The organism is Roseovarius sp. MBR-6, assembly GCF_040547525.1.
In the GTDB taxonomy this organism is placed as follows: Bacteria; Pseudomonadota; Alphaproteobacteria; order Rhodobacterales; family Rhodobacteraceae; genus Roseovarius.
Window position 1 is genome coordinate 39,059 of sequence record NZ_JBEPPW010000014.1, and the last position, 19,261, is coordinate 58,319.

Genomic DNA, 19,261 nt, shown 5'->3' on the forward strand with positions numbered 1-19,261 from the left:
CATGTTTCGTCTGACCCAATATATGCGCGAGCTGGTGAACCCCAGTCCCGTGCGCGCCCGTATGGGAACGGTGCGCCCGGTGGTGATCTGGAACCTGACCCGCCGCTGCAACCTGCGGTGCCGGCATTGCTATACCACCTCTGCCGATATCTCCTTTCCCGGCGAGTTGAGCCATGGCGAGGCGATGGATGTGCTCGACGATCTGGCCGCCTTCAAGGTGCCCGCGCTGATCCTGTCGGGGGGCGAGCCGCTGTCGCGCATCGATTTCTTCGACCTGGCGGAACGCGCCCGCGCGCTCGATTTCCGGTATCTGGCGCTCTCGACCAACGGCACGCGGCTCTCGGAGAATATCGACCGGATCGCCGCGCTCGAGTTCGACTATGTCGGCATTTCGCTCGATGGGATCGGCGGGGTGAACGACTGGTTTCGCGGGGTCGACGGGGCCTTTGACGCCGCCCTTGCGGGCGTGCGGGCCTGCAAGGCGCGCGGCGTCAAGGTGGGGTTGCGCTTTACGCTGACGCGCGACAATGCCCATACCCTGCCCGACATGCTCGATCTCTGCGACGCCGAGGGGGTGGACAAGTTCTATCTCTCGCACCTTGTCTATGCCGGGCGCGGCGACAAGCATCGCGGCGAGGATGCCCAGCATCTGCATACCCGCGTGGCGCTCGATCACCTGATCGACCGGGCCTGGGTGGCGGTGGCCGAAGAGCAGCCGCTCGACATCGTGACCGGCAACAACGATGCCGACGCGGTCTATTTCCTGCATTGGGCCGAGCGGCATTTCAGCGCCGAAAAGATTGCGCATCTGCGCGCGCACCTGACCGCCTGGGGCGGCAATTCCAGCGGTCTGGGCGTGGCCAATATCGACACGCAAGGCCGCGTGCATCCCGATACCTACTGGTCGGATTACACCGTGGGATCGGTCAAGGACCGGCCCTTTTCCGAGATCTGGACCGGCGACGATCCGATGCTGGCCGCATTGCGCACCCGCCCGCGCCCGCTCAAGGGCCGCTGCGGGGCCTGCGCGCATCAGGCGATCTGCGGCGGCAACACGCGGATCCGCGCGCTTCAGGTCTCGGGCGATCCCTGGGCCGAGGATCCGGCCTGTTATCTCAGCGCCGAGGAAATCGGCCTGAGCGCCGACGCGGCCCGCCTGACCGTCACGCCATTCCGGGGGAAAAGCCATGATCCGGCGCATCGTTTCTTCTGAGCGCGCGGCCCTCGCCGCCGCCCTCCTCCTCGCCACCCCGGCGATGGCCGCGCCCGACGGTGCCGCGCTTTATGCCACGCATTGCGCCGCCTGCCATGCCGAGACGCGGCTGGGCGGCACCGGCCCCGCGCTCATTCCGCAGACGCTTGGCCGCATCGGCGGCCCGGAACTTGAGGCGGTGATCGCCCATGGCCGCGCCGCCACGCAGATGCCGGGCTTTGCCGAGGTGCTCAGGCCCGAGGAAATCGCCGCCATCGCCGCCCATCTCAAGGAACCGCTCACCGAGACGCCGCACTGGGGAATGGCCGAGATGCTGGCCACGCGCAGTTTCAACGACGCCCACACCCCCGCCACCACGCCGGTTTTCAGCGCCGATCCGATGAACGTGACGCTTGCGGTCGAAATCGCCGACAGCCATATCTCGGTGCTCGACGGCGATACCTTCGCCGTGCTGGCGCGGTTCGAGACCCCCTTTGCCGTGCATGGCGGGCCGAAGTTCAGCCCCGACGGGCGGCTGGTTTACGTGGTGTCGCGCGATGGTTGGGTGCAGAAATACGACATCTGGGGCCTGACCGAGATGGGCCGCATCCGCGCCGGTCTCAACGCCCGCAACATCGCGATCAGCGCCGATGGCAAATGGCTTGCCGTGGCCAATTATCTGCCGATGACGCTGACCATTCTCGACGCGGTCACGCTCAAGCCCGAAAAGGTGATCGAGATCAGGGGCCGCGACGGCACGCCAAGCCGCGTCTCGGCGGTCTATCAGGCGCCGCCGCGCGACAGCTTCGTGCTGGCGCTCAAGGACATTCCCGAGGTCTGGGAAATCTCCACCTCCGAGACCCCGCCGCATACCGGCTGGGTCCACGATACCCGCGTCGAGGGCCCGCCCGAGATTGCCCGCCGCTTTCCGGTGCGCAAGATGCGCACCGAGCAGATCCTCGACGATTTCTTTTTCGATCAGGGCTATGTGAACCTGATCGGGGCCTCGCGCGCGACCGAGAGCGCGCTGGTGATCGACCTCGACTATGGTCACAAGGTGGCCGAGATCGACCTGCCCGGAATGCCGCATCTGGGATCGGGCATCACCTGGGACTGGAACGGCACAAGGATCATGGCAACACCGCATCTCAAGGAGGGGATGATTTCCTTCATCGACATGACCACCTGGAAAACCATCAAGCGGATCAAGACCGAGGGGCCGGGTTTCTTCATGCGCTCCCATGCCAACAGCCGCTATGTCTGGGCCGACGTGTTCTTTGGCCCCAACAAGGACGCGATGCATGTGATCGACAAGCAGACGCTGGAAATCGTGCGCACGCTGCGCCCCGCGCCGGGGCAGACCGTGGCCCATACCGAGTTCACCCGCGACGGACGGCACGCGCTGGTCTCGATCTGGGAGGATGACGGCGCGGTGATCGTCTACGACGCCGAGACGCTGACCGAGGTGACACGGCTGCCCATGCGCAAACCTTCGGGGAAATACAATGTCTGGAACAAGATCACCTTCGCCGAGGGCACATCCCACTGAACCGGGCCGCTGGCCGGTGTGGAAACTCGCGCTGCTGCTCTACCCCTTCGCCACGCCTGCCGTGGCGATCAACCTGTTTCTGGCGGGGTTGATCGCGCACAAGGCAGGGCTCGTCGCGCTGCCGCCGGTGCTGGCGCTCTGGCTCTCGCTGCCCTTGGGCGTGCCCGCCGCATGGCTCTGCGGTCGCTGGGTGCGTGGGCTGATGGACGAGGCGGCGGCGGGGCCGAAAAGAGCCAGCGCAAAATCATGAATCCCAATTGATCAATATCAAGGCCGGGCGCGCCCAGCGCCACGATACTGACCCCATGAAACCGCTCCTTCGATTCCTTTGGCTTCTCTGCCTTCTGCCCGGTCTGGCGACCGGCATCCTGCCCCTGCCCGGTCGGGCTTTGGGGCTGGACATGGTGATCTGCACGGGCGGGGCAGAGCATGTGATCCGCGTGGGCCTTGATGGCCAACCCGTCGAGACCGAAGAGGATTGCGCGCTGTGCTGCGCCGCCTGCGGTCCGGCCCCGGCGCTTCTGCCCGACATGATCGCCCTGCCACGCCCCGCCTTGCGCGCGCTCAGTGCATCCGTCTTTCCGCGCGTTGCGCTCTTGCCCGAACGCGCGACGCTTTTCCCGGCCCCGCGCGGCCCCCCGCTGGCACAGGTCTGACATGCACCGTTTCGCGCTTCTTCTGCTTCTGTTGATCGGGCTGGCCCTGCCCCGCGCCGCACTGGCGCAGACCGATCACACGCTCCTTACCCGCTATCTGGCCGAAGTCCCCGCCTCGGAGCTGTTCGAGGGTGCCGACAGCTATGGCGCGCCGCTGCCCGATCTGCCGGTCGCCCCCGTGCTCAGGGGTGGCGCGCGCATCGGCTATGCCTTCGTCAATTCCGATTTCGTGGGCACCACCGGCTATTCCGGCAAGCCCATCCATATCCTCATTGCGCTCGATGAGGCGGCGGTGGTGCAGGGTGTGCGGCTGGTCAAGCATTCCGAGCCGATTGTCCTCATCGGCATCCCCGAGGCGCGGATTGCCAAGCTCACCTCCGAGTTCAAGGGCCGCGACATCGCCGCCGAGGCGCGCGGCGAGGCCGAGCATCCGCTGGAAATCATCTCGGGCGTGACCGTCACCATCATGGTGATCGACGATTCGATCCTGCGCTCATCGCTCAGGGTGGCGCGCGCGCTTGATCTGGGCGGGCTGGGGCAGGCGGGCACGCCCGCCGCCCCGCGTGTCGAGATCGACCCCGAGGCAGAGGTCAGTGGCGACTGGGAAACCCTGGTGGGCAACGGCACGGTGCGGCGCATGGTGCTGAGCGTGGCCGAGGTCAACGCGGCCTTCGCCGAACTGGGCGATCCGCGCGCGCTCGACGTGCCCGAAGAGGGGCCGGAGACCGACAATTTCATCGAGCTTTACACCACCCTGCCCAGCATTCCCGCGATCGGGCGCGCGCTGCTGCTGGAGCGCGAATACCAGACGGTGCAGGACTGGGCGGGCGAGGGCGATCATGTGCTCATGGTCATGGGGCTGGGGCGCTATTCCTTCAAGGGCTCGGGCTATGTGCGCGGCGGGATCTTCGACCGTATCCAGCTGATCCAGGGCGATATGGCGATCCGGTTCCGCGACCGCGATCATCGCCGCGTGGGCGATCTTCTGCCGGAGGGGACACCGCGATTCCGCGAGCAGGACATGTTCCGCATCCCCGCCGAGAGCGGCTTTGACCCGGCACAGCCCTGGCGCTTGCAACTGCTGGTCAGCCGCGAGGTGGGCGCGCTGGAGCGGATCTATACCACCTTCGAGACCGGCTGGCGGCCGCCCGCGCACCTGCTGCGCGACCTGCCCGCACCGCCCGCCGCCAAGGCCCCCGCGCCGCTGGCCATCGAAGAAAACGAGAGTGCCGCGATGACCGCGCTCTGGCAACGGATCTGGCGTGACAAGGCGGTGGAAATCGCCGGGCTGGGCGCGATGCTGCTGGTGCTGACGGGCGCGTTCTTCTTCCAGACCTATGCGACCGTCTCGGAACGCGGCTTTTACTGGTTCCGCATGGGGTTCCTCACGGTGACGCTGGTGTTTCTGGGCTGGTATGCCAATGCGCAACTCTCGGTCGTGAACATCATGGCGCTTGCCTCTTCGCTCAAGGAAGGGTTCACATGGTCGGCCTTCCTGCTTGATCCGCTGACCTTCATCCTGTGGTTCTCGGTCGCGGCCTCGCTGATCTTCTGGGGGCGGGGCGCCTATTGCGGGTGGCTCTGCCCGTTCGGGGCGTTGCAGGAACTCAGCAACCAGATCGCGCGCCGCCTGCGGGTGCCGCAATGGACCCTGCCCTGGGGTCTGCACGAGCGGCTCTGGGCGGTGAAATACATCCTTTTCCTGGGGCTGTTCGGTGTCTCGCTGGCCTCGATCGAGCAGGCCGAGACGCTGGCCGAGGTGGAGCCGTTCAAGACCGCCATCGTGCTCAAGTTCGACCGCGCCTGGCCGTTCGTGCTCTATGCGCTGGTGCTGCTGGGGGCGGGGCTGTTCGTCGAGCGGTTCTATTGCCGCTATCTCTGCCCGCTTGGCGGGGCGCTGGCGATCCCGGCGCGGATGCGGATGTTCGACTGGCTGCGGCGCTACCGCGAGTGCGGCAATCCCTGCCAGACCTGCGCCAACGAATGTTTCGTGCAGGCGATCCACCCGACGGGTGAGATCAACCCCAACGAATGCCTGAACTGCCTGCATTGCCAGGTTCTGTATCAGTCCGAAGACAGATGCCCGGTCGTCATCAAGACGCTCAAGCGCCGCGCCACTGCCGCCAAGGGCGCGGCAAGCGTCGACCGGGTCCTGACCAATCACCCGAACCTTCCAAACCTCAAGAAAGGAACGACCAATGTCTGACAAGATCCTGAAAGCCGGCATCAGCCGCCGGGGCCTGCTGGGGGCCACGGCGGGCACCGCCGCGCTTGGCACCATGGGCGGCGCGGCGCTTTTGAGCGGGGCCGCTGCCATTGGCGGCGCGACCCCCGCCCGTGCCGCCGCCGGGGCAGCAAACGTCGCGCCCGGCGAGCTGGACGAATATTACGGCTTCTGGTCCTCGGGCCAGACCGGCGAGATGCGCATTCTCGGCATTCCCTCGATGCGCGAATTCATGCGCGTGCCGGTGTTCAACCGCTGCTCGGCCACCGGCTGGGGTCAGACCAACGAATCCATCCGCATCCATCAGGAACGGATGCAGCCGCAGACCAAGGCCTTTCTCGCCGCGAACGGCAAGCAGATCCACGACAATGGCGACCTGCACCATGTCCATATGTCCTTTACCGAGGGCAAGTATGACGGCCGCTATCTGTTCATGAACGACAAGGCCAATACCCGCGTCGCCCGCGTGCGCTGCGACATCATGAAATGCGACAAGATCACCGAGATCCCCAATGCCAAGGCGATCCACGGTCTGCGTCCGCAGAAATGGCCGCGCACCAACTATGTCTTTGCCAATGGCGAGGACGAGACGCCGATCATCAATGACGGCAAGATCCTCGACGATCCGTCGCAATATGTGAACTATTACACCGCGCTCAATGCCGACACGATGGAAGTGGCCTGGCAGGTGATGGTCACCGGCAACCTTGACAATACCGATGCCGATTACGAGGGCAAATGGGCGTTTTCCACCTCCTACAACTCGGAGATGGGGATGAACCTTGGCGAGATGACCGAATCCGACATGGATCATGTCGTCATCTTCAACCTCGCCGAGATCGAGAAGGGCCTCGCCGCCGGCGATTACGAGGAAAAGAACGGCGTCAAGGTGATCGACGGGCGCAAGGGGAAAAACAAGAACTACACCCGCTATATCCCGATCCCCAACAACCCGCATGGCTGCAACATGGCCCCCGACAAGATCCACCTGTGCATCGGCGGCAAGCTGTCGCCGACGGTGTCGGTGATCGACGTCCGCAAGCTCGATGCGCTGTTCGAGAGCGATATCGACCCGCGCAGCGCCGTGGTGGCCGAACCGGAACTGGGCCTTGGCCCGCTTCACACCGCCTTTGACGGCAGCGGCAACGCCTATACCACGCTGTTCCTCGACAGCCAGATCGCGTTCTGGAACATCGAAAAGGCCGTGCGCGCCTATCAGGGCGAGGATGTGAACCCGATCATCTCCAAGACCGATGTGCATTATCAGCCCGGCCACAACTCGACCTCGATGGGCGAGACGCTGGAGGCGGACGGAAAATTTTTCATCTCGATGAACAAGTTTTCCAAGGACCGGTTCCTGAACGTCGGCCCGCTCAAGCCCGAGAACGAGCAGCTTTTCGTCATCAATGGCGACAAGCTGGAACTGGCGCATGACGGCCCCACCTTCGCCGAGCCGCATGATTCCATCATCGTGCACCGCTCGGTGGTCAATCCGCTCCATGTCTACAACCGTAACGACCCGATGTGGGCCGAAACGCGGGCGCAGGCCGAGGCGGATGGCGTCGATATCGACGATTTCATGCAGGAGGTAATTCGCGACGGCGACAAGGTGCGCGTCTATATGTCGAGCCAGGCGCCCAACTTCTCGATGGAGAGCTTTACCGTCCGGCAGGATGACGAGGTGACGGTGATCATCACCAATCTCGACGATATCGAGGATCTGACCCACGGCTTTACCATGGGCGATCACGGCGTCGCCATGGAGATCAGCCCCAACGCGACCTCCTCGATTACCTTCAAGGCGGCGAAACCGGGGGTTTACTGGTATTACTGCCAGTGGTTCTGCCACGCACTTCACATGGAAATGCGCGGCCGGATGTTTGTCGAGCCGAAAGGCGCCTGATCATGTTCCTGCGCGCCCTCACCCTGTTGCTTCTCGCGGCGCTGCCCCTCTGGGCGGCGGCGCAGGAGCGGGTGCCGGTGGGGGCGTTGCAGGAGATGCTTGGGCGTGCCGGACCCGGCGCGCATCTGATCCTTGCACCGGGCCGCCATGATGGCCCGGTGATCCTTGACCGCCCGCTCACGCTTGAAGGCGAGGCGGGGGCGGCGATCATCGGCAACGGCCAAGGCTCGGTCATCACCGTGACCGCGCCTGATGTGGTCATCCGGGGGCTTGCCATCTCGGGCTCGGGGCAGGACGGGGCGGCGGTCGATTCCGGCATCCGCCTGCTCAAGGGGGCGACCCGCGCGCTTGTCGAGGGCAACCACCTGACCGGCAACCTGCACGGCATCGACATTCACGGCGCGCAGGATGCCGTTGTGCGCGGCAATACCGTGATCGGCAGCGATTTCTTCCGCGTCAACGACCGGGGCAACGGCATCTATGTCTGGAACGCCCCCGGTGCGGTGGTGGAGGGCAACGATATCCGGCTGGGGCGCGACGGCATCTTTTCCAACGCCTCGCGCCGCAACGTGTTTCGCGACAACATCTTCCGCGATCTGCGCTTTGCCGTGCATTTCATGTATACCAACGACACCGAGATCAGCGGCAATATCAGCATCGGCAACACGCTGGGCTATGCGCTGATGTTCTCGGACCGGATCAAAGTGCGCGACAATCTCTCGCTTGGCGACCGCACCCATGGCTTGATGCTCAACTATGCCAACAATGCCGATGTGACCGGCAACCTGATCCGTGGCGGCACGCATGAGAAATGCACCTTCATCTACAACGCCCACAAGAACCTGATCGCGGGCAACCGCTTTGAGGGCTGCGAGATCGGGATTCACTTTACCGCCGGATCCGAGCGTAACGCCATCACCGGCAACGCCTTTGTCGGCAACCGCACGCAGGTCAAATACGTGGGCACCCGCGATGTGGAATGGAGCCTTGACGGGCGCGGCAATTACTGGTCGGACCATCCCGCCTTTGATCTTGATGGTGACGGGCGTGCCGATGGCCCGTTTCGCCCCAACGATCTGATGGACCATATCCTGTGGTCGCAACCCGCCGCCAAGCTGCTTCTGGGCGCGCCGGTGGTGCAGCTTTTGCGCTGGTCGCAGGCGGCGTTTCCCGCCGTGCTTCCGGGGGGCGTGGTGGACAGCTACCCGATGATGGCCCCGGTGGAAATCGCCGTGCCAAAGGCGCTTTTGGCCGATGAAGCGCGCGCCGTGGCCCTGTCCCGCACACAAAGGAGAGACGATGCTGACGCTCTCGCATCTCACTAAGCGCTTTGACGGCGCGACCGCGCTCGACGATGTGTCGCTGACGGTCGCCCCCGGCGAGCGCGTGGCGCTGCTGGGCCATAACGGCGCGGGCAAGTCCACGCTGATGAAGATCGTGCTGGGCCTCATCCCGCATGACGGCGGCACGGTCGAGGTGCTGGGCGCGCGGCCCGGATCGGGGGCGGCGCGCGCGGGCGTGGCCTATCTGCCCGAAAGCGCGGCCTTTCATCCCGCATTGACGGGGCGCGAGACCATCGCCCATTACCTGCGCCTGCGGGGGCAGAGCGCCGCGCAGGCGGGCGCGCTGCTGGACCGGGTGGGGCTGTCGGACGCCGCCGACCGGCGCATCGGCACCTATTCCAAGGGGATGCGGCAGCGCGTCGGGCTGGCGCAGGCGCTGATCGGGCGGCCCCGGCTGATGGTTCTGGACGAGCCGACATCGGGGCTCGATCCGGTGTCGCGGCGTGATTTCTACAGCATTCTGGAAGAGCTTGCCGCCGAGGGTGCGGCGATCCTTCTGTCAAGTCACGCCCTGACCGAGGTCGAGGCGCGCACCGACCGCATGGTGATCCTTGCCCATGGCCGCCTGCGGGCCGAGGGCAGCCTGAACGCGCTGCGCCGCGCCGCCGACCTGCCGGTGACGGTGGAATTGACCGCCGTCAACGGCGCGCGCGCGGCGATCCTGAATGCCGTGCCGGGCGGCGAATTGCGCGGCGACCGCATCACCTATCGCTGTCGGCAGGACGAGAAGATGGGCCTTCTGCGCCGCCTGAGCGCGCAGACCGAAAGCCTGGAGGATATCGAGATGCACCCGCCCAGCCTTGAAGACCTCTACACCCATTTCAGCCGCGAGGCCGCGCCATGATCCGTATCCTGTCCATGGCGCAGACCGAATTCCGCATCAGCCTGCGCAACCGCTGGGTGGCGGTGTCGGTGGTAATGATGGCGGTGTTTTCCATCGTGCTGGCCGCTGCCGGATCGGCCCCGTCGGGCACGGTGGGAGTGGACCGGCTCTCGGTGACGGTGGCCTCGCTCACCTCGCTCGGGGTCTATCTTGTGCCGCTGGTGGCGCTGTTGATGAGTTTCGACGCCATCGCGGGCGAGGCCGAGCGCGGCACGCTGCCGCTTCTGCTGACCTATCCGCTGAGCCGCGCCGAGGTGCTTTTGGGCAAGCTGCTGGCGCATGTGGCGGTGCTCGCGCTGGCGGTGGGGGTTGGTTACGGCCTTGCCGCGCTGGCGATCTGGGCCACAGACGCGCGCGCCGTGGCGGGGCTGCCCGCGCTCTGGCGGCTGACATGGTCCTCGGTGGTGCTGGGGGCGGTGTTTCTTGGCGCGGGCTATGCGCTCTCGGCCATGTCGCGGCGGCCTTCGGGGGCGGCGGGGCTGGCGATCGGGCTGTGGCTTGGGGTGATCGTGCTGTGGGATCTGGGGCTTTTGGCGGCGCTGGTCGCGGATAATGGCGGCTGGTTCACCACCGATGTCTTTCCCGTCGCGCTCTTGGCCAATCCGGCCGATGCCTTCCGCCTCTATAACCTTGCCGCCTCCGAGGCCGGGGCCGCCGCCGCAGGGCTTGCCGGGGCGGCCAACGCGATCCCGCCGGGCGCGGCGCTGGCCTCGCTTCTCTTGTGGCCGCTGGCCGCCCTCGGCCTCGCGCTTGCCGCCTTTCGAAAGATCACGCCATGATCCGCCTGATACTTGTTGCCCTTCTCGCGCTCACCGCCTGCAAGGAGGACCGAACTGAGGCCCCGCCGCCGGTGGAACTGACCGCCGAGGCCGTGGGCCATTTCTGTCAGATGGACCTGATCGAGCATCCCGGCCCCAAGGCGCAGGTGCATCTTGACGGGCTGCCCATGCCGCTCTTCTTCAGCCAGGTGCGCGATGCGCTGGCCTATGCGCGGATGCCCGAACAAAGCCACATCATCGCCGCCATCTATGTCAACGATCTGGGCGCCGCGCCAAGCTGGGACGAGATGGGCGCGGATAACTGGATCGCCGCCGGGGCCGCGCATTACGTGATCGGCTCGGAACGGGTTGGCGGCATGGGCGCGCCCGAGGCGCAGCCCTTCGCCGATGCCGGTGCCGCGCAGGCCTTCGCCGCGCGCCATGGCGGCAGGGTGATGGGCCTTGCCGATATCCCCGATGCCGCATTGCTCGCTCCGGTGACGACGCCAGAAGAGAGCCCCGCAGATACCGACGATTTCCGCCGCCGCCTCAGGGCGCTGACCCCGACCGAAGGATGACCCCGATGCAGAGCCGTCGCCGCTTTCTCACCATCTGCGCCGCCCTGCCGGTGGCGCTGGCCGCGCGCGGGGCCGGGGCCGTGCCCGCATCCGTCCATCGCGGGCAGGCGATGGGGGCGGCGGTCACACTGCACCTGCGCCACCCCGAAGCGAAACGCCTCGCCGCTCTGGCACTGGCCGAAATCGCGCGGCTCGAGCACCTCTTCAGCCTTCACCGGATCGACTCGGCGCTGGTGCGGCTCAACGCATCGGGGCGGCTTGACGCGCCGCCGCCCGAGATGCTCGACATCCTCAGCCTTTGCGGCGCGGTGCACCGTGCCAGCGGCGGGCGGTTTGACCCGACGGTGCAGCCCCTCTGGGCCACGCTGGCGCACGCCCATGCCAAGGGCCGGCCCGCCGACCCCGCGCAGATCGCGCAGGCCCGCGCGCATGTCGGCTGGCAACGGGTGTCGGTGACGCCCGCCGCAATCACGCTCGGGCCCGGCATGGCGCTGACGCTCAACGGGGTGGCGCAGGGCTATGTCGCCGATCGCGTCGCGGCGCTTCTGCGAGCCGAGGGACTGACGCTTGGCCTCATCGACACCGGCGAGATCGCCGCCATCGGCGCGGGCTGGCCGGTGCGCATCGAGGACGGCCCGCACCTGAGCCTTGGCAATGAGGCGCTGGCCACCTCGGGCCTCTTCGGCACGGTCATGGACCGGGACGGACGGCAGGGGCATATCCTGTCACCGGACGGCGCGGACCGCCCTGCTCCATGGGCGCGCGTCTCGATTGCCGCGCCGCGCGCGGCGGTGGCCGATGCGCTCTCGACCGCCGCCTGCCTGATGCCCGATGCGGCGCAACTGGCGCGGCTCGTCGCGCACTTCCCGAAGGTGCGCGTGGCACATATAGGCGCGTGAGAGCGGATCGCACCAGAGCCATGATTGAAGAATGATGACCGCGCGGCGGGCCTTGCGTCCGGGTTGCGCGCGGCCTTCACCCGGTTTGAGCCGTCATCCTCGGGCTTGACCCGAGGATCTTCGTGGCCAGGAGATCCCCGATCAAGTCGGGGATGACGATCACCTCGCGAACTTCTTGTATTTCACCCGCTTCGGCTCCAGCGCGTCCGGGCCGAGACGGCGTTTCTTGTCTTCCTCATAGGCCGAGAAGTCGCCCTCGAACCATTCCACATGCGCGTCGCCCTCGAAGGCGAGGATGTGGGTGCAGATGCGGTCGAGGAAAAAGCGGTCGTGGGAGATGACCACGGCGCAGCCGGCGAAATCCGTGAGCGCATCCTCAAGCGCGCGCAGCGTCTCCACGTCGAGGTCGTTGGTCGGCTCGTCGAGCAGCAGCACGTTGCCGCCCTCTTTCAGGAGCCGCGCCATGTGGACGCGGTTGCGCTCGCCGCCCGACAGCAGCGAGACCTTTTTCTGCTGGTCGCCGCCCTTGAAGTTGAACGCGCCGCAATAGGCGCGGGAGTTCATCTGGGCATCGCCCAACTGGATGATCTCGGCCCCGCCGGAAATGGCCTCCCACACGGTGTCATCGGGTTTGAGGTCATCGCGCGACTGATCGACGTAGGAAAGCTGCACCGTGTCGCCATACGCGATGGTGCCGGCATCGGGCTTTTCCTGCCCGGTGAACATCTTGAAGAGCGTCGATTTGCCCGCGCCGTTGGGGCCGATCACGCCGACGATACCGCCCGGCGGCAGCGAAAAGCTGAGATCCTCGATCAGGAGCTTGTCACCCATGGCCTTTTTCAGCCCCTCGATCTCGATCACCTTGGAGCCAAGGCGCGGGCCGTTGGGAATGACGATCTGGGCGCGGGCGATTTTCTCGCGCTCGGACTTGCCGGCCAGATCCTCATAGGCGTTGATCCGCGCCTTTTGCTTGGCCTGCCGCGCCTTGGCCCCCTGGCGGATCCACTCCAGTTCCCGTTCCAGCGTCTTTTGCCGCGATTTGTCTTCGCGCGCTTCCTGTGCGAGGCGCTTGGCCTTCTGTTCCAGCCAGGCGGAATAGTTGCCCTCATAGGGGATGCCGCGGCCGCGATCGAGTTCGAGAATCCAGCCGGTGATGTCATCGAGGAAATAGCGGTCATGGGTGACGATGAGGATCGTGCCCTTGTAGTCGATCAGGTGTTGTTGCAGCCAGGCGATGGTTTCGGCGTCGAGGTGGTTGGTCGGCTCGTCCAGAAGCAGCATGTCGGGGGCCTCGAGCAGCAGCTTGCAGAGCGCGACGCGGCGTCGCTCGCCGCCCGACAGGCTGGCAACCTGCGCGTCATCGGGGGGGCAGCGCAGCGCCTCCATGGCAACGTCGATCCGGCTGTCGAGATCCCACAGATTTTCGCTGTCGATCTCGTCCTGAAGCTGCGCCATCTCGTCGGCGGTCTCGTCGCTGTAATTCATCGCCAACTCGTTGAATCGGTCGAGCTTGGCCTGTTTCTCGGCCACGCCCAGCATCACGTTGCCGCGCACGTTGAGGGTTTCGTCGAGTTGCGGCTCCTGCGGGAGATAGCCCACGCGCGCGCCCTGCGCCGCGCGCGCCTCGCCGGTGAAATCGGTGTCGATCCCCGCCATGATGCGCATGAGCGTGGACTTGCCCGAGCCGTTGACGCCGACGACGCCGATCTTGACACCGGGAAGAAAGCTCAGGTGGATGTTTTCAAAGCATTTCTTGCCGCCCGGATAGGTCTTGGAGACCCCTTGCATGTTGTAGACATATTGATAGGACGCCATGGGACTGCCTCTCCGTCGGGGATTTCATGATCGCCCGTGGTGATAGCGGGCGCGCGGGCCGGGGGCAATGGTCAGCGCACATGACCGATGAGGCGGGGTGGCACCGACGCGGCGGGGGCGCCGAGTGCTGCGCCGAAGGGGGCCGTGGCGGGCAAGGGATCGTTGGCACAGAGCCAGTCGATGAGCACATCGAGCGGCATGGGCCGCGCGAGGCCAAAGCCCTGAATGACCGGACAGTGGGCGCGGCGCAGAATGGCAAGCTGATCCGCCGTCTCAACCCCTTCGGCGACCACACTCATGTCCAGAAGACGGCAGAGCCGGATGATGGCGCGCACGATCACGCGGTTGCGCGGGTCATGGTCGAGCCGGGCGATCATCGAGCGGTCGAGCTTGATTGCGTCCACCTCGAAGCTGGCCATATGCGCCAGACCCGCGTAGCCGGTGCCGAAATCGTCGAGAGCCACGCGCACACCGAGCCGTTTGAGCCGCGCGACCGCGCTGACCACATCCGCGCCGGAACCGTCGAGGATCGTGGTTTCCAGCACCTCGACGCAGATCTGATCGGGGCGCAGGCCGCGCGATTGCAGGGCCCAGTCGAGCAGGCCGGGATAGTTGATATCGGCGAGAATCGCTGCCGAGACATTGATCGACATGGTGAGGTGGCCGAAACCCGCCTCGATCAAGGTCCGGAGCGCGTCAAGCGCCATTGTCATCGAAAGATAATCGATCTCGGCCAGAAGGCCCAAGCCGTCCGCCGCGTCCAGAAAGGCTGCCGGGGCGAGCAGGCCGCGGCGGGGATGGCGCCAGCGGATAAGCGCCTCGCAGCCGCGGATGCGTCCGGAATTCAGGCAAAGCTGCGGCTGGAGATGGATCTCGAACTGATCGCAGGCGACCGCCTCGCGCAGGTCGCGGGCGAGCGTCTGGCGGGCGCGCTGTGCCTGTCCCAGATCGGCGGTATACTGAATCACGCGACCGCGGCCGCGCGCCTTGGCTGCGTAGAGCGCGGTATCGGCGTGCTGGATCATCTCTTCGCCGGTGTTGGCAGGGCCGGTGGCGAGACAGGCCCCGATCGACGCCCCGATGGCTATGGAGTGGTCGCGCCAGAGAAACGGCCGGTCCAGCGCGCGCAGCACCGCCTCGGCGCGCGCCCTCAGCCCCTCCTCGCCGTCGGGGGCGTCACACACGAGCAGGAATTCATCGCCGCCGGTGCGGCAGGCAAGATCACGTGGCCCCGCCACGCGCGCCAGCACGGCCGCCACATGGGCCAGCGTCCGGTCCCCTGCCCGATGGCCCAGCGAATCGTTGATGTCCTTGAACTTGTCGATGTCGATGACCAGAACGCCGAGCGCGCCACGCGCCATCGCCGCGCGCACCGGCGACGAGGCGAGATATTCGCCCAGCTTCTTGCGGTTGGCGAGGCCCGTGAGGTCATCGTGATGGGCCGCATGGCGCAGATCGACCTGCACCTGCCGCAGCGCCTGTTCGGTCGAGACCTGATCGGTCACGTCGCGGCAGGTGATCACCACCTTCTGCCCGTCCGCGCCAAGATCGAGAAGCGCAAAGCTCTGCTGGTTCCAGAAGGTCGTGCCGTCACGGCGGATGTGGCGGCTGAGCTGATAGCGGCCAAAGAGCGCGCTGCGGGGATCGTAGCGGAAGCCGGCAATCTCGGTCTCGGGTGGCCGCGTCTCCGGCGGGAGGATGAATTCCTGCGGTTTGCGCCCGCGCATCTGCTCGAGAGGCCAGCCATAGAGCCGTTCACAAGCCGGGTTGGCCCATTCGATGCGCGCGGCCATGTCCTGCACCACGATACCGTCCTGCGCACCCGCGACGATGCGCCGGAAAAGCCCCTGCGCCCCGTCCTCGCTGCTGTCGTCCGTCAAAGCCACGGCCTGCCCCATTTGTGGTCTGCTGCTGACGGACGTTGCACGCGACACGCTAACAAACCATGAACAACCGCACAGGAAATCACTCTGATGCAAGACATTGACCATTGCCGCGCGCGGCTTCGGCGTCATACTGACGGAAACCGGAACGCGGAGCCAAGATGCGCCCTCTCGCGGCCTCTCTCGCGCTTTTGCTGGCGCTCATGCTGGCCGCCTGTGGCGGCGTCCGCAGCCTGCCTATCCTTGACGCGCCCGCCGGGCCGGACTTCTTCTTCGTGAGCAACCGCGTGATCGAGCGCGACGAACCGGACAGGCTGCGGTTCAGTGTGCGGCGCGATGCGGCGATGAGCTTTGGCACGGCCCGGATCGACACGGGCGAGGGCCGCCCGCGCCTGCAAGCTGCGCGCGACAAGGTGCGCTTTCCGGCCACGCCGATTCTTTTCACGATGCAGGACGGCAGGCCCATCCCCGACCCCGGACAGGCGCGCACCTACGAGGCCGCGCGCGCCGAGATGCGTGCCAGCCTTGCCGAGGCGCTGCGCCAGACCGGCCGGCGCGACATCCTGCTTTATGTGCACGGCTTCAACAGCCAGTTCGACGACACGATGGCGACGCTTGCCCGGCTCTGGCAGGCAAGCGGCGCGCGCACGGTGCCGGTGGCTTTTGGCTGGCCTGCGGGAAATCCCGGCGCCTTCGGCTATTTCAAGGACCGCGAAAGCGGCGAGTTCTCGGTGTTTCATCTCAAGGAGACGCTGCGCATCCTTGCCGATGTGCCGGGGCTCAACGAGATCCATATCGTCGCCCATAGCCGGGGAAGCGATGTGGTCACGACCGCGCTGCGCGAGCTGGTGATCGAGGCGCGGGCGGGCGGGCATGATCCGCGCGCGGCGCTCAAGGTCGAGAACCTGATCCTTGCCGCGCCCGATCTGGATTTCTCCGTGGTGCGTCAGCGGCTCATTGCCGAACGGTTCGGCCCCGCCTTCGGCCGCATCACCGTCTATATCAACCCCGGCGACAGCGCGCTGGGCGTCGCGCAGGTGCTGCTGGCGGGAACGCGGTTCGGGCGGATCTCGTTCGAGCAACTGGACGAGGCCGAGCGCGAGATCTTCACCCGCATCCGCAACGTGGATTTCATCAATGTGAGCGCGGTCGCCGGCACCTCCAGCCACAACTATTTCCGCAACAACCCCGAAGTGCTGCGCGACATGGCGCTCGTCATCGCCACCGGGGCGGCACCCGCAAGCGGCGCGCGCAATCTTGAACCGGATGAGGGCAATTTCTGGCGGCTGGTGCAGGCCCGGCCCGCACCGCGCATCGGCGATCCCGACCGCTGAGCGCATTTCCGCTTTACACCGCGCGGCGCGCTGGCAATGACAGGCGCATGACCCACGGCCTGCCCTTTTCACGTCCCGGTCAGGTGATTGGCCTTCTGGGCGGCTCTTTCGATCCGCCCCATGCCGGACATCTGCATATCAGCCGCGAGGCGCTGCGCCGCTTCGGGCTGGACCGGTTGTGGTGGATGGTCAGCCCCGGCAACCCCCTGAAGCGCCACGGCCCCGCGCCATTGCCCGCGCGGATGGCGGCGGCGCGCGCCTTGGTGGATCACCCGCGCATCGCGGTCACGGATTTCGAGACGCGCGCGGGCATGCGATTCACCGCCGAGACGCTGGCCGCGCTCCGGCGCATCTGTCCGGGGCGGCGGTTCGTGTGGCTGATGGGGGCGGACAACCTGGCGCAACTGCACCGCTGGCAGGACTGGCGCGCGATCATGGACAGCGTGCCGGTGGGGGTGCTGGCGCGGCCGGGTCAGCGCATATCGGCGCGGCTCTCGGTGGCGGCGCGGGTCTATGGCGGCGCGCGGCTGGCGACGGGACAGAGCCACGCGCTCGGGGCGGCGCGCCCGCCCGCATGGTGCTTTGTCAACGTGCCGATGACGGATATTTCCTCCACCGCGCTGCGCGCGCGCGGGATCACGGCGGATGTTGCACAAAAGTGACGGTGCGCAGGCATCATCGCGATTGCGCGGGCGGCGCGCGATTGGCTACTGTCTCGTCATGACGCAGACCTTTTCCCGACGGTTTTTCCTGACCACCAGCCTTGCCGTGCTGGCCAGCCCCGCACTGTCGGGGCCGCCCGCCACATCGCTGCGCCCGGTGGCGCGACCGGTGCGGGGTCCGGGCATTGTGGCCACGCGCGGGGCCCCCGCCGCCGAGGCGCTGATTGCCAAGGCCAATCTCTCGGGTCGGGTCGGGTTTGCGGTGGTCGATCCCGCCACGGGCCGGGTGCTGGAGGAGCAGGACGGCAGCGCCGCCTTGCCCCCCGCGAGCGTGACCAAGGCGGTCACCGCGCTCTATGCGCTGGACATTCTGGGCACGGGGCACCGGTTCGAGACCCGGCTCCTTGCCACGGGGCCGGTGGAGAACGGCATCCTGCGGGGCGATCTGGTGCTGGCGGGGGGCGGTGATCCGACGCTCGATACCAATGCGCTGGCGGGGATGGCGGCGGCGCTCAAGGCGGCGGGCTTGCGCGAGGTGCGGGGGCGGTTCCGGCTCTGGGGGGGGGCGGTGCCGTTCAAGCGCGCCATCGACGAGAAACAGCCCGATCATGCGGGCTATAACCCGGCGCTGTCGGGGCTCAACCTCAATTACAACCGCGTGCATTTCGAGTGGAAGCGGCAGGGCGGTCAATATGCGGTCACCATGGACGCCCGTTCGGACCGCTACCGCCCGGATGTGACCATGGCACGGATGCGCATCGCCGACCGCGCCGCGCCGGTCTATGTCTATGCCGATGGCGGCGCGCGCGATGACTGGAGCGTGGCGCGCGGGGCGCTTGGCAATGGCGGTGCGCGCTGGCTGCCGGTGCGCAAGCCGGAGCTTTACGCAGGCGAGGTGTTTGCCACCTTCGCGCGGTCGCAGGGCATCGTGCTCGGCACACCGGAGGTGATGACGGGTGCGCCCTCGGGCCGCGTTCTGGTCACGCACAAGAGCGAGACGCTGGAGACAGTGCTGCGCGACATGCTGCGGTTTTCCACCAACCTCACCGCCGAGATGGTGGGGATCGCCGCCACCTCGCGCAGACAGGGGCGCGCGGCGACGCTGGCGCAATCGGCGCAGGCGATGAATGATTGGGCGGCGGCGAGCCTTGGCATGACGGCCGCCGCGCTGCGCGATCATTCGGGCCTCAGCGACCGCTCGCGCCTGACGGCGGCGGACATGGCGCGGGGATTGGCCGGGGCCAAGCGCGCGGCCCTCCTGCGCCCGCTCTTGCGGGAATTCACCCTGCGCGACGCCAAGGGCAACGTGGCCAGAAACCATCCCGTGAAAGTCGTGGCCAAGACCGGGACGCTCTATTTTGTCAGCACGCTGGCAGGCTATGTCACCACGCCGGGGGGCAAGGATCTGGTCTTTGCCATCTTCACCGCGAGCGACAGACTGCGCGCGCGCATCAACCCCGCACAAGACGACAGCCCGCCCGGTGCCCGCGGCTGGAACGGCCGCGCCAAGGGTCTGCAGCAGGCCCTCATAGAGCGCTGGAGCGCCGTGCACGGGGGGTGAGGCGGGTGTTGGCATCCGATG

Annotated in this window: 16 protein-coding genes; 14 read left to right on the top strand and 2 right to left on the bottom strand. The window is 66.7% G+C overall.

From position 1 onward, the window contains the following. Window position 1 precedes the first annotated feature (1 nt). Genes nirJ through ABIE57_RS15525 form a run of 11 tightly spaced genes read left to right on the top strand, consistent with a single transcriptional unit; the run spans window position 2 to window position 11,985 of the window. Window positions 2–1,213: a heme d1 biosynthesis radical SAM protein NirJ gene (gene nirJ, locus ABIE57_RS15475; RefSeq protein WP_354539929.1), complete on the top strand. Its 1,212-nt coding sequence runs from the start codon at window positions 2–4 to the stop codon at window positions 1,211–1,213. Beyond that, window positions 1,188–2,741 (top strand): cytochrome D1 domain-containing protein, encoded by a 1,554-nt coding sequence (locus ABIE57_RS15480; RefSeq protein ID WP_354539930.1) that lies wholly within the window; start codon window positions 1,188–1,190, stop codon window positions 2,739–2,741. Before nirJ ends, ABIE57_RS15480 begins: the two co-directional genes overlap by 26 nt. Window positions 2,742–2,757: 16 nt before the next feature. After that, entirely contained in the window at window positions 2,758–2,991 is a 234-nt protein-coding gene (locus ABIE57_RS15485) for a hypothetical protein (RefSeq protein WP_354539931.1), read from the top strand. Between the two features lie 55 nt (window positions 2,992–3,046). Further along, a complete protein-coding gene (locus ABIE57_RS15490) occupies window positions 3,047–3,397 on the top strand; it encodes a DUF2946 family protein (RefSeq protein ID WP_354539932.1) in 351 nt (116 codons plus the stop codon). A 1-nt stretch (window position 3,398) separates the two neighbouring features. Continuing rightward, a complete protein-coding gene (locus ABIE57_RS15495; protein ID WP_354539933.1) occupies window positions 3,399–5,603 on the top strand; it encodes a 4Fe-4S binding protein in 2,205 nt (734 codons plus the stop codon). Beyond that, window positions 5,596–7,524, top strand: a complete 1,929-nt coding sequence (gene nosZ / locus ABIE57_RS15500; RefSeq protein ID WP_354539934.1) for a TAT-dependent nitrous-oxide reductase — start codon at window positions 5,596–5,598, stop codon at window positions 7,522–7,524. Before ABIE57_RS15495 ends, nosZ begins: the two co-directional genes overlap by 8 nt. Window positions 7,525–7,526: 2 nt before the next feature. Then, window positions 7,527–8,849, top strand: a complete 1,323-nt coding sequence (locus ABIE57_RS15505; RefSeq protein WP_354539935.1) for a nitrous oxide reductase family maturation protein NosD — start codon at window positions 7,527–7,529, stop codon at window positions 8,847–8,849. Next, window positions 8,824–9,711, top strand: a complete 888-nt coding sequence (locus ABIE57_RS15510; protein WP_354539936.1) for an ABC transporter ATP-binding protein — start codon at window positions 8,824–8,826, stop codon at window positions 9,709–9,711. The genes ABIE57_RS15505 and ABIE57_RS15510 overlap by 26 nt, the downstream gene beginning before the upstream one ends. Then, window positions 9,708–10,529 (top strand): ABC transporter permease, encoded by an 822-nt coding sequence (locus ABIE57_RS15515; protein ID WP_354539937.1) that lies wholly within the window; start codon window positions 9,708–9,710, stop codon window positions 10,527–10,529. Before ABIE57_RS15510 ends, ABIE57_RS15515 begins: the two co-directional genes overlap by 4 nt. Further along, a complete protein-coding gene (locus ABIE57_RS15520; protein WP_354539938.1) occupies window positions 10,526–11,086 on the top strand; it encodes a nitrous oxide reductase accessory protein NosL in 561 nt (186 codons plus the stop codon). Before ABIE57_RS15515 ends, ABIE57_RS15520 begins: the two co-directional genes overlap by 4 nt. Window positions 11,087–11,091: 5 nt before the next feature. Then, a complete protein-coding gene (locus ABIE57_RS15525) occupies window positions 11,092–11,985 on the top strand; it encodes an FAD:protein FMN transferase (protein ID WP_354539939.1) in 894 nt (297 codons plus the stop codon). A 159-nt stretch (window positions 11,986–12,144) separates the two neighbouring features. Here ABIE57_RS15525 and ettA read toward each other — a convergent pair whose 3' ends face one another. Together ettA and ABIE57_RS15535 are read right to left on the bottom strand one after the other, a co-directional pair. Continuing rightward, a complete protein-coding gene (ettA, locus tag ABIE57_RS15530) occupies window positions 12,145–13,800 on the bottom strand; it encodes an energy-dependent translational throttle protein EttA (protein WP_354539940.1) in 1,656 nt (551 codons plus the stop codon). Between the two features lie 71 nt (window positions 13,801–13,871). Further along, the gene (locus ABIE57_RS15535) at window positions 13,872–15,686 is read right to left on the bottom strand and encodes a putative bifunctional diguanylate cyclase/phosphodiesterase (RefSeq protein ID WP_354539941.1); all 1,815 of its coding nucleotides are present in this window, start codon (window positions 15,684–15,686) and stop codon (window positions 13,872–13,874) included. 158 nt (window positions 15,687–15,844) lie between these two features. Here ABIE57_RS15535 and ABIE57_RS15540 point away from each other — a divergent pair, with 158 nt between their 5' ends. From ABIE57_RS15540 to dacB, 3 genes are read left to right on the top strand one after another with little or no spacing between them, the layout of a single operon-like run. Beyond that, on the top strand, window positions 15,845–17,017 hold the full coding sequence (locus ABIE57_RS15540; RefSeq protein WP_354539942.1) for an alpha/beta hydrolase: 1,173 nt from the start codon (window positions 15,845–15,847) through the stop codon (window positions 17,015–17,017). A 47-nt stretch (window positions 17,018–17,064) separates the two neighbouring features. Continuing rightward, a complete protein-coding gene (locus ABIE57_RS15545; protein WP_354539943.1) occupies window positions 17,065–17,679 on the top strand; it encodes a nicotinate-nucleotide adenylyltransferase in 615 nt (204 codons plus the stop codon). A 58-nt stretch (window positions 17,680–17,737) separates the two neighbouring features. After that, complete coding sequence (gene dacB, locus ABIE57_RS15550) at window positions 17,738–19,240, top strand: D-alanyl-D-alanine carboxypeptidase/D-alanyl-D-alanine endopeptidase (protein ID WP_354539944.1); 1,503 nt, start codon at window positions 17,738–17,740, stop codon at window positions 19,238–19,240. Window positions 19,241–19,261 lie beyond the last annotated feature (21 nt).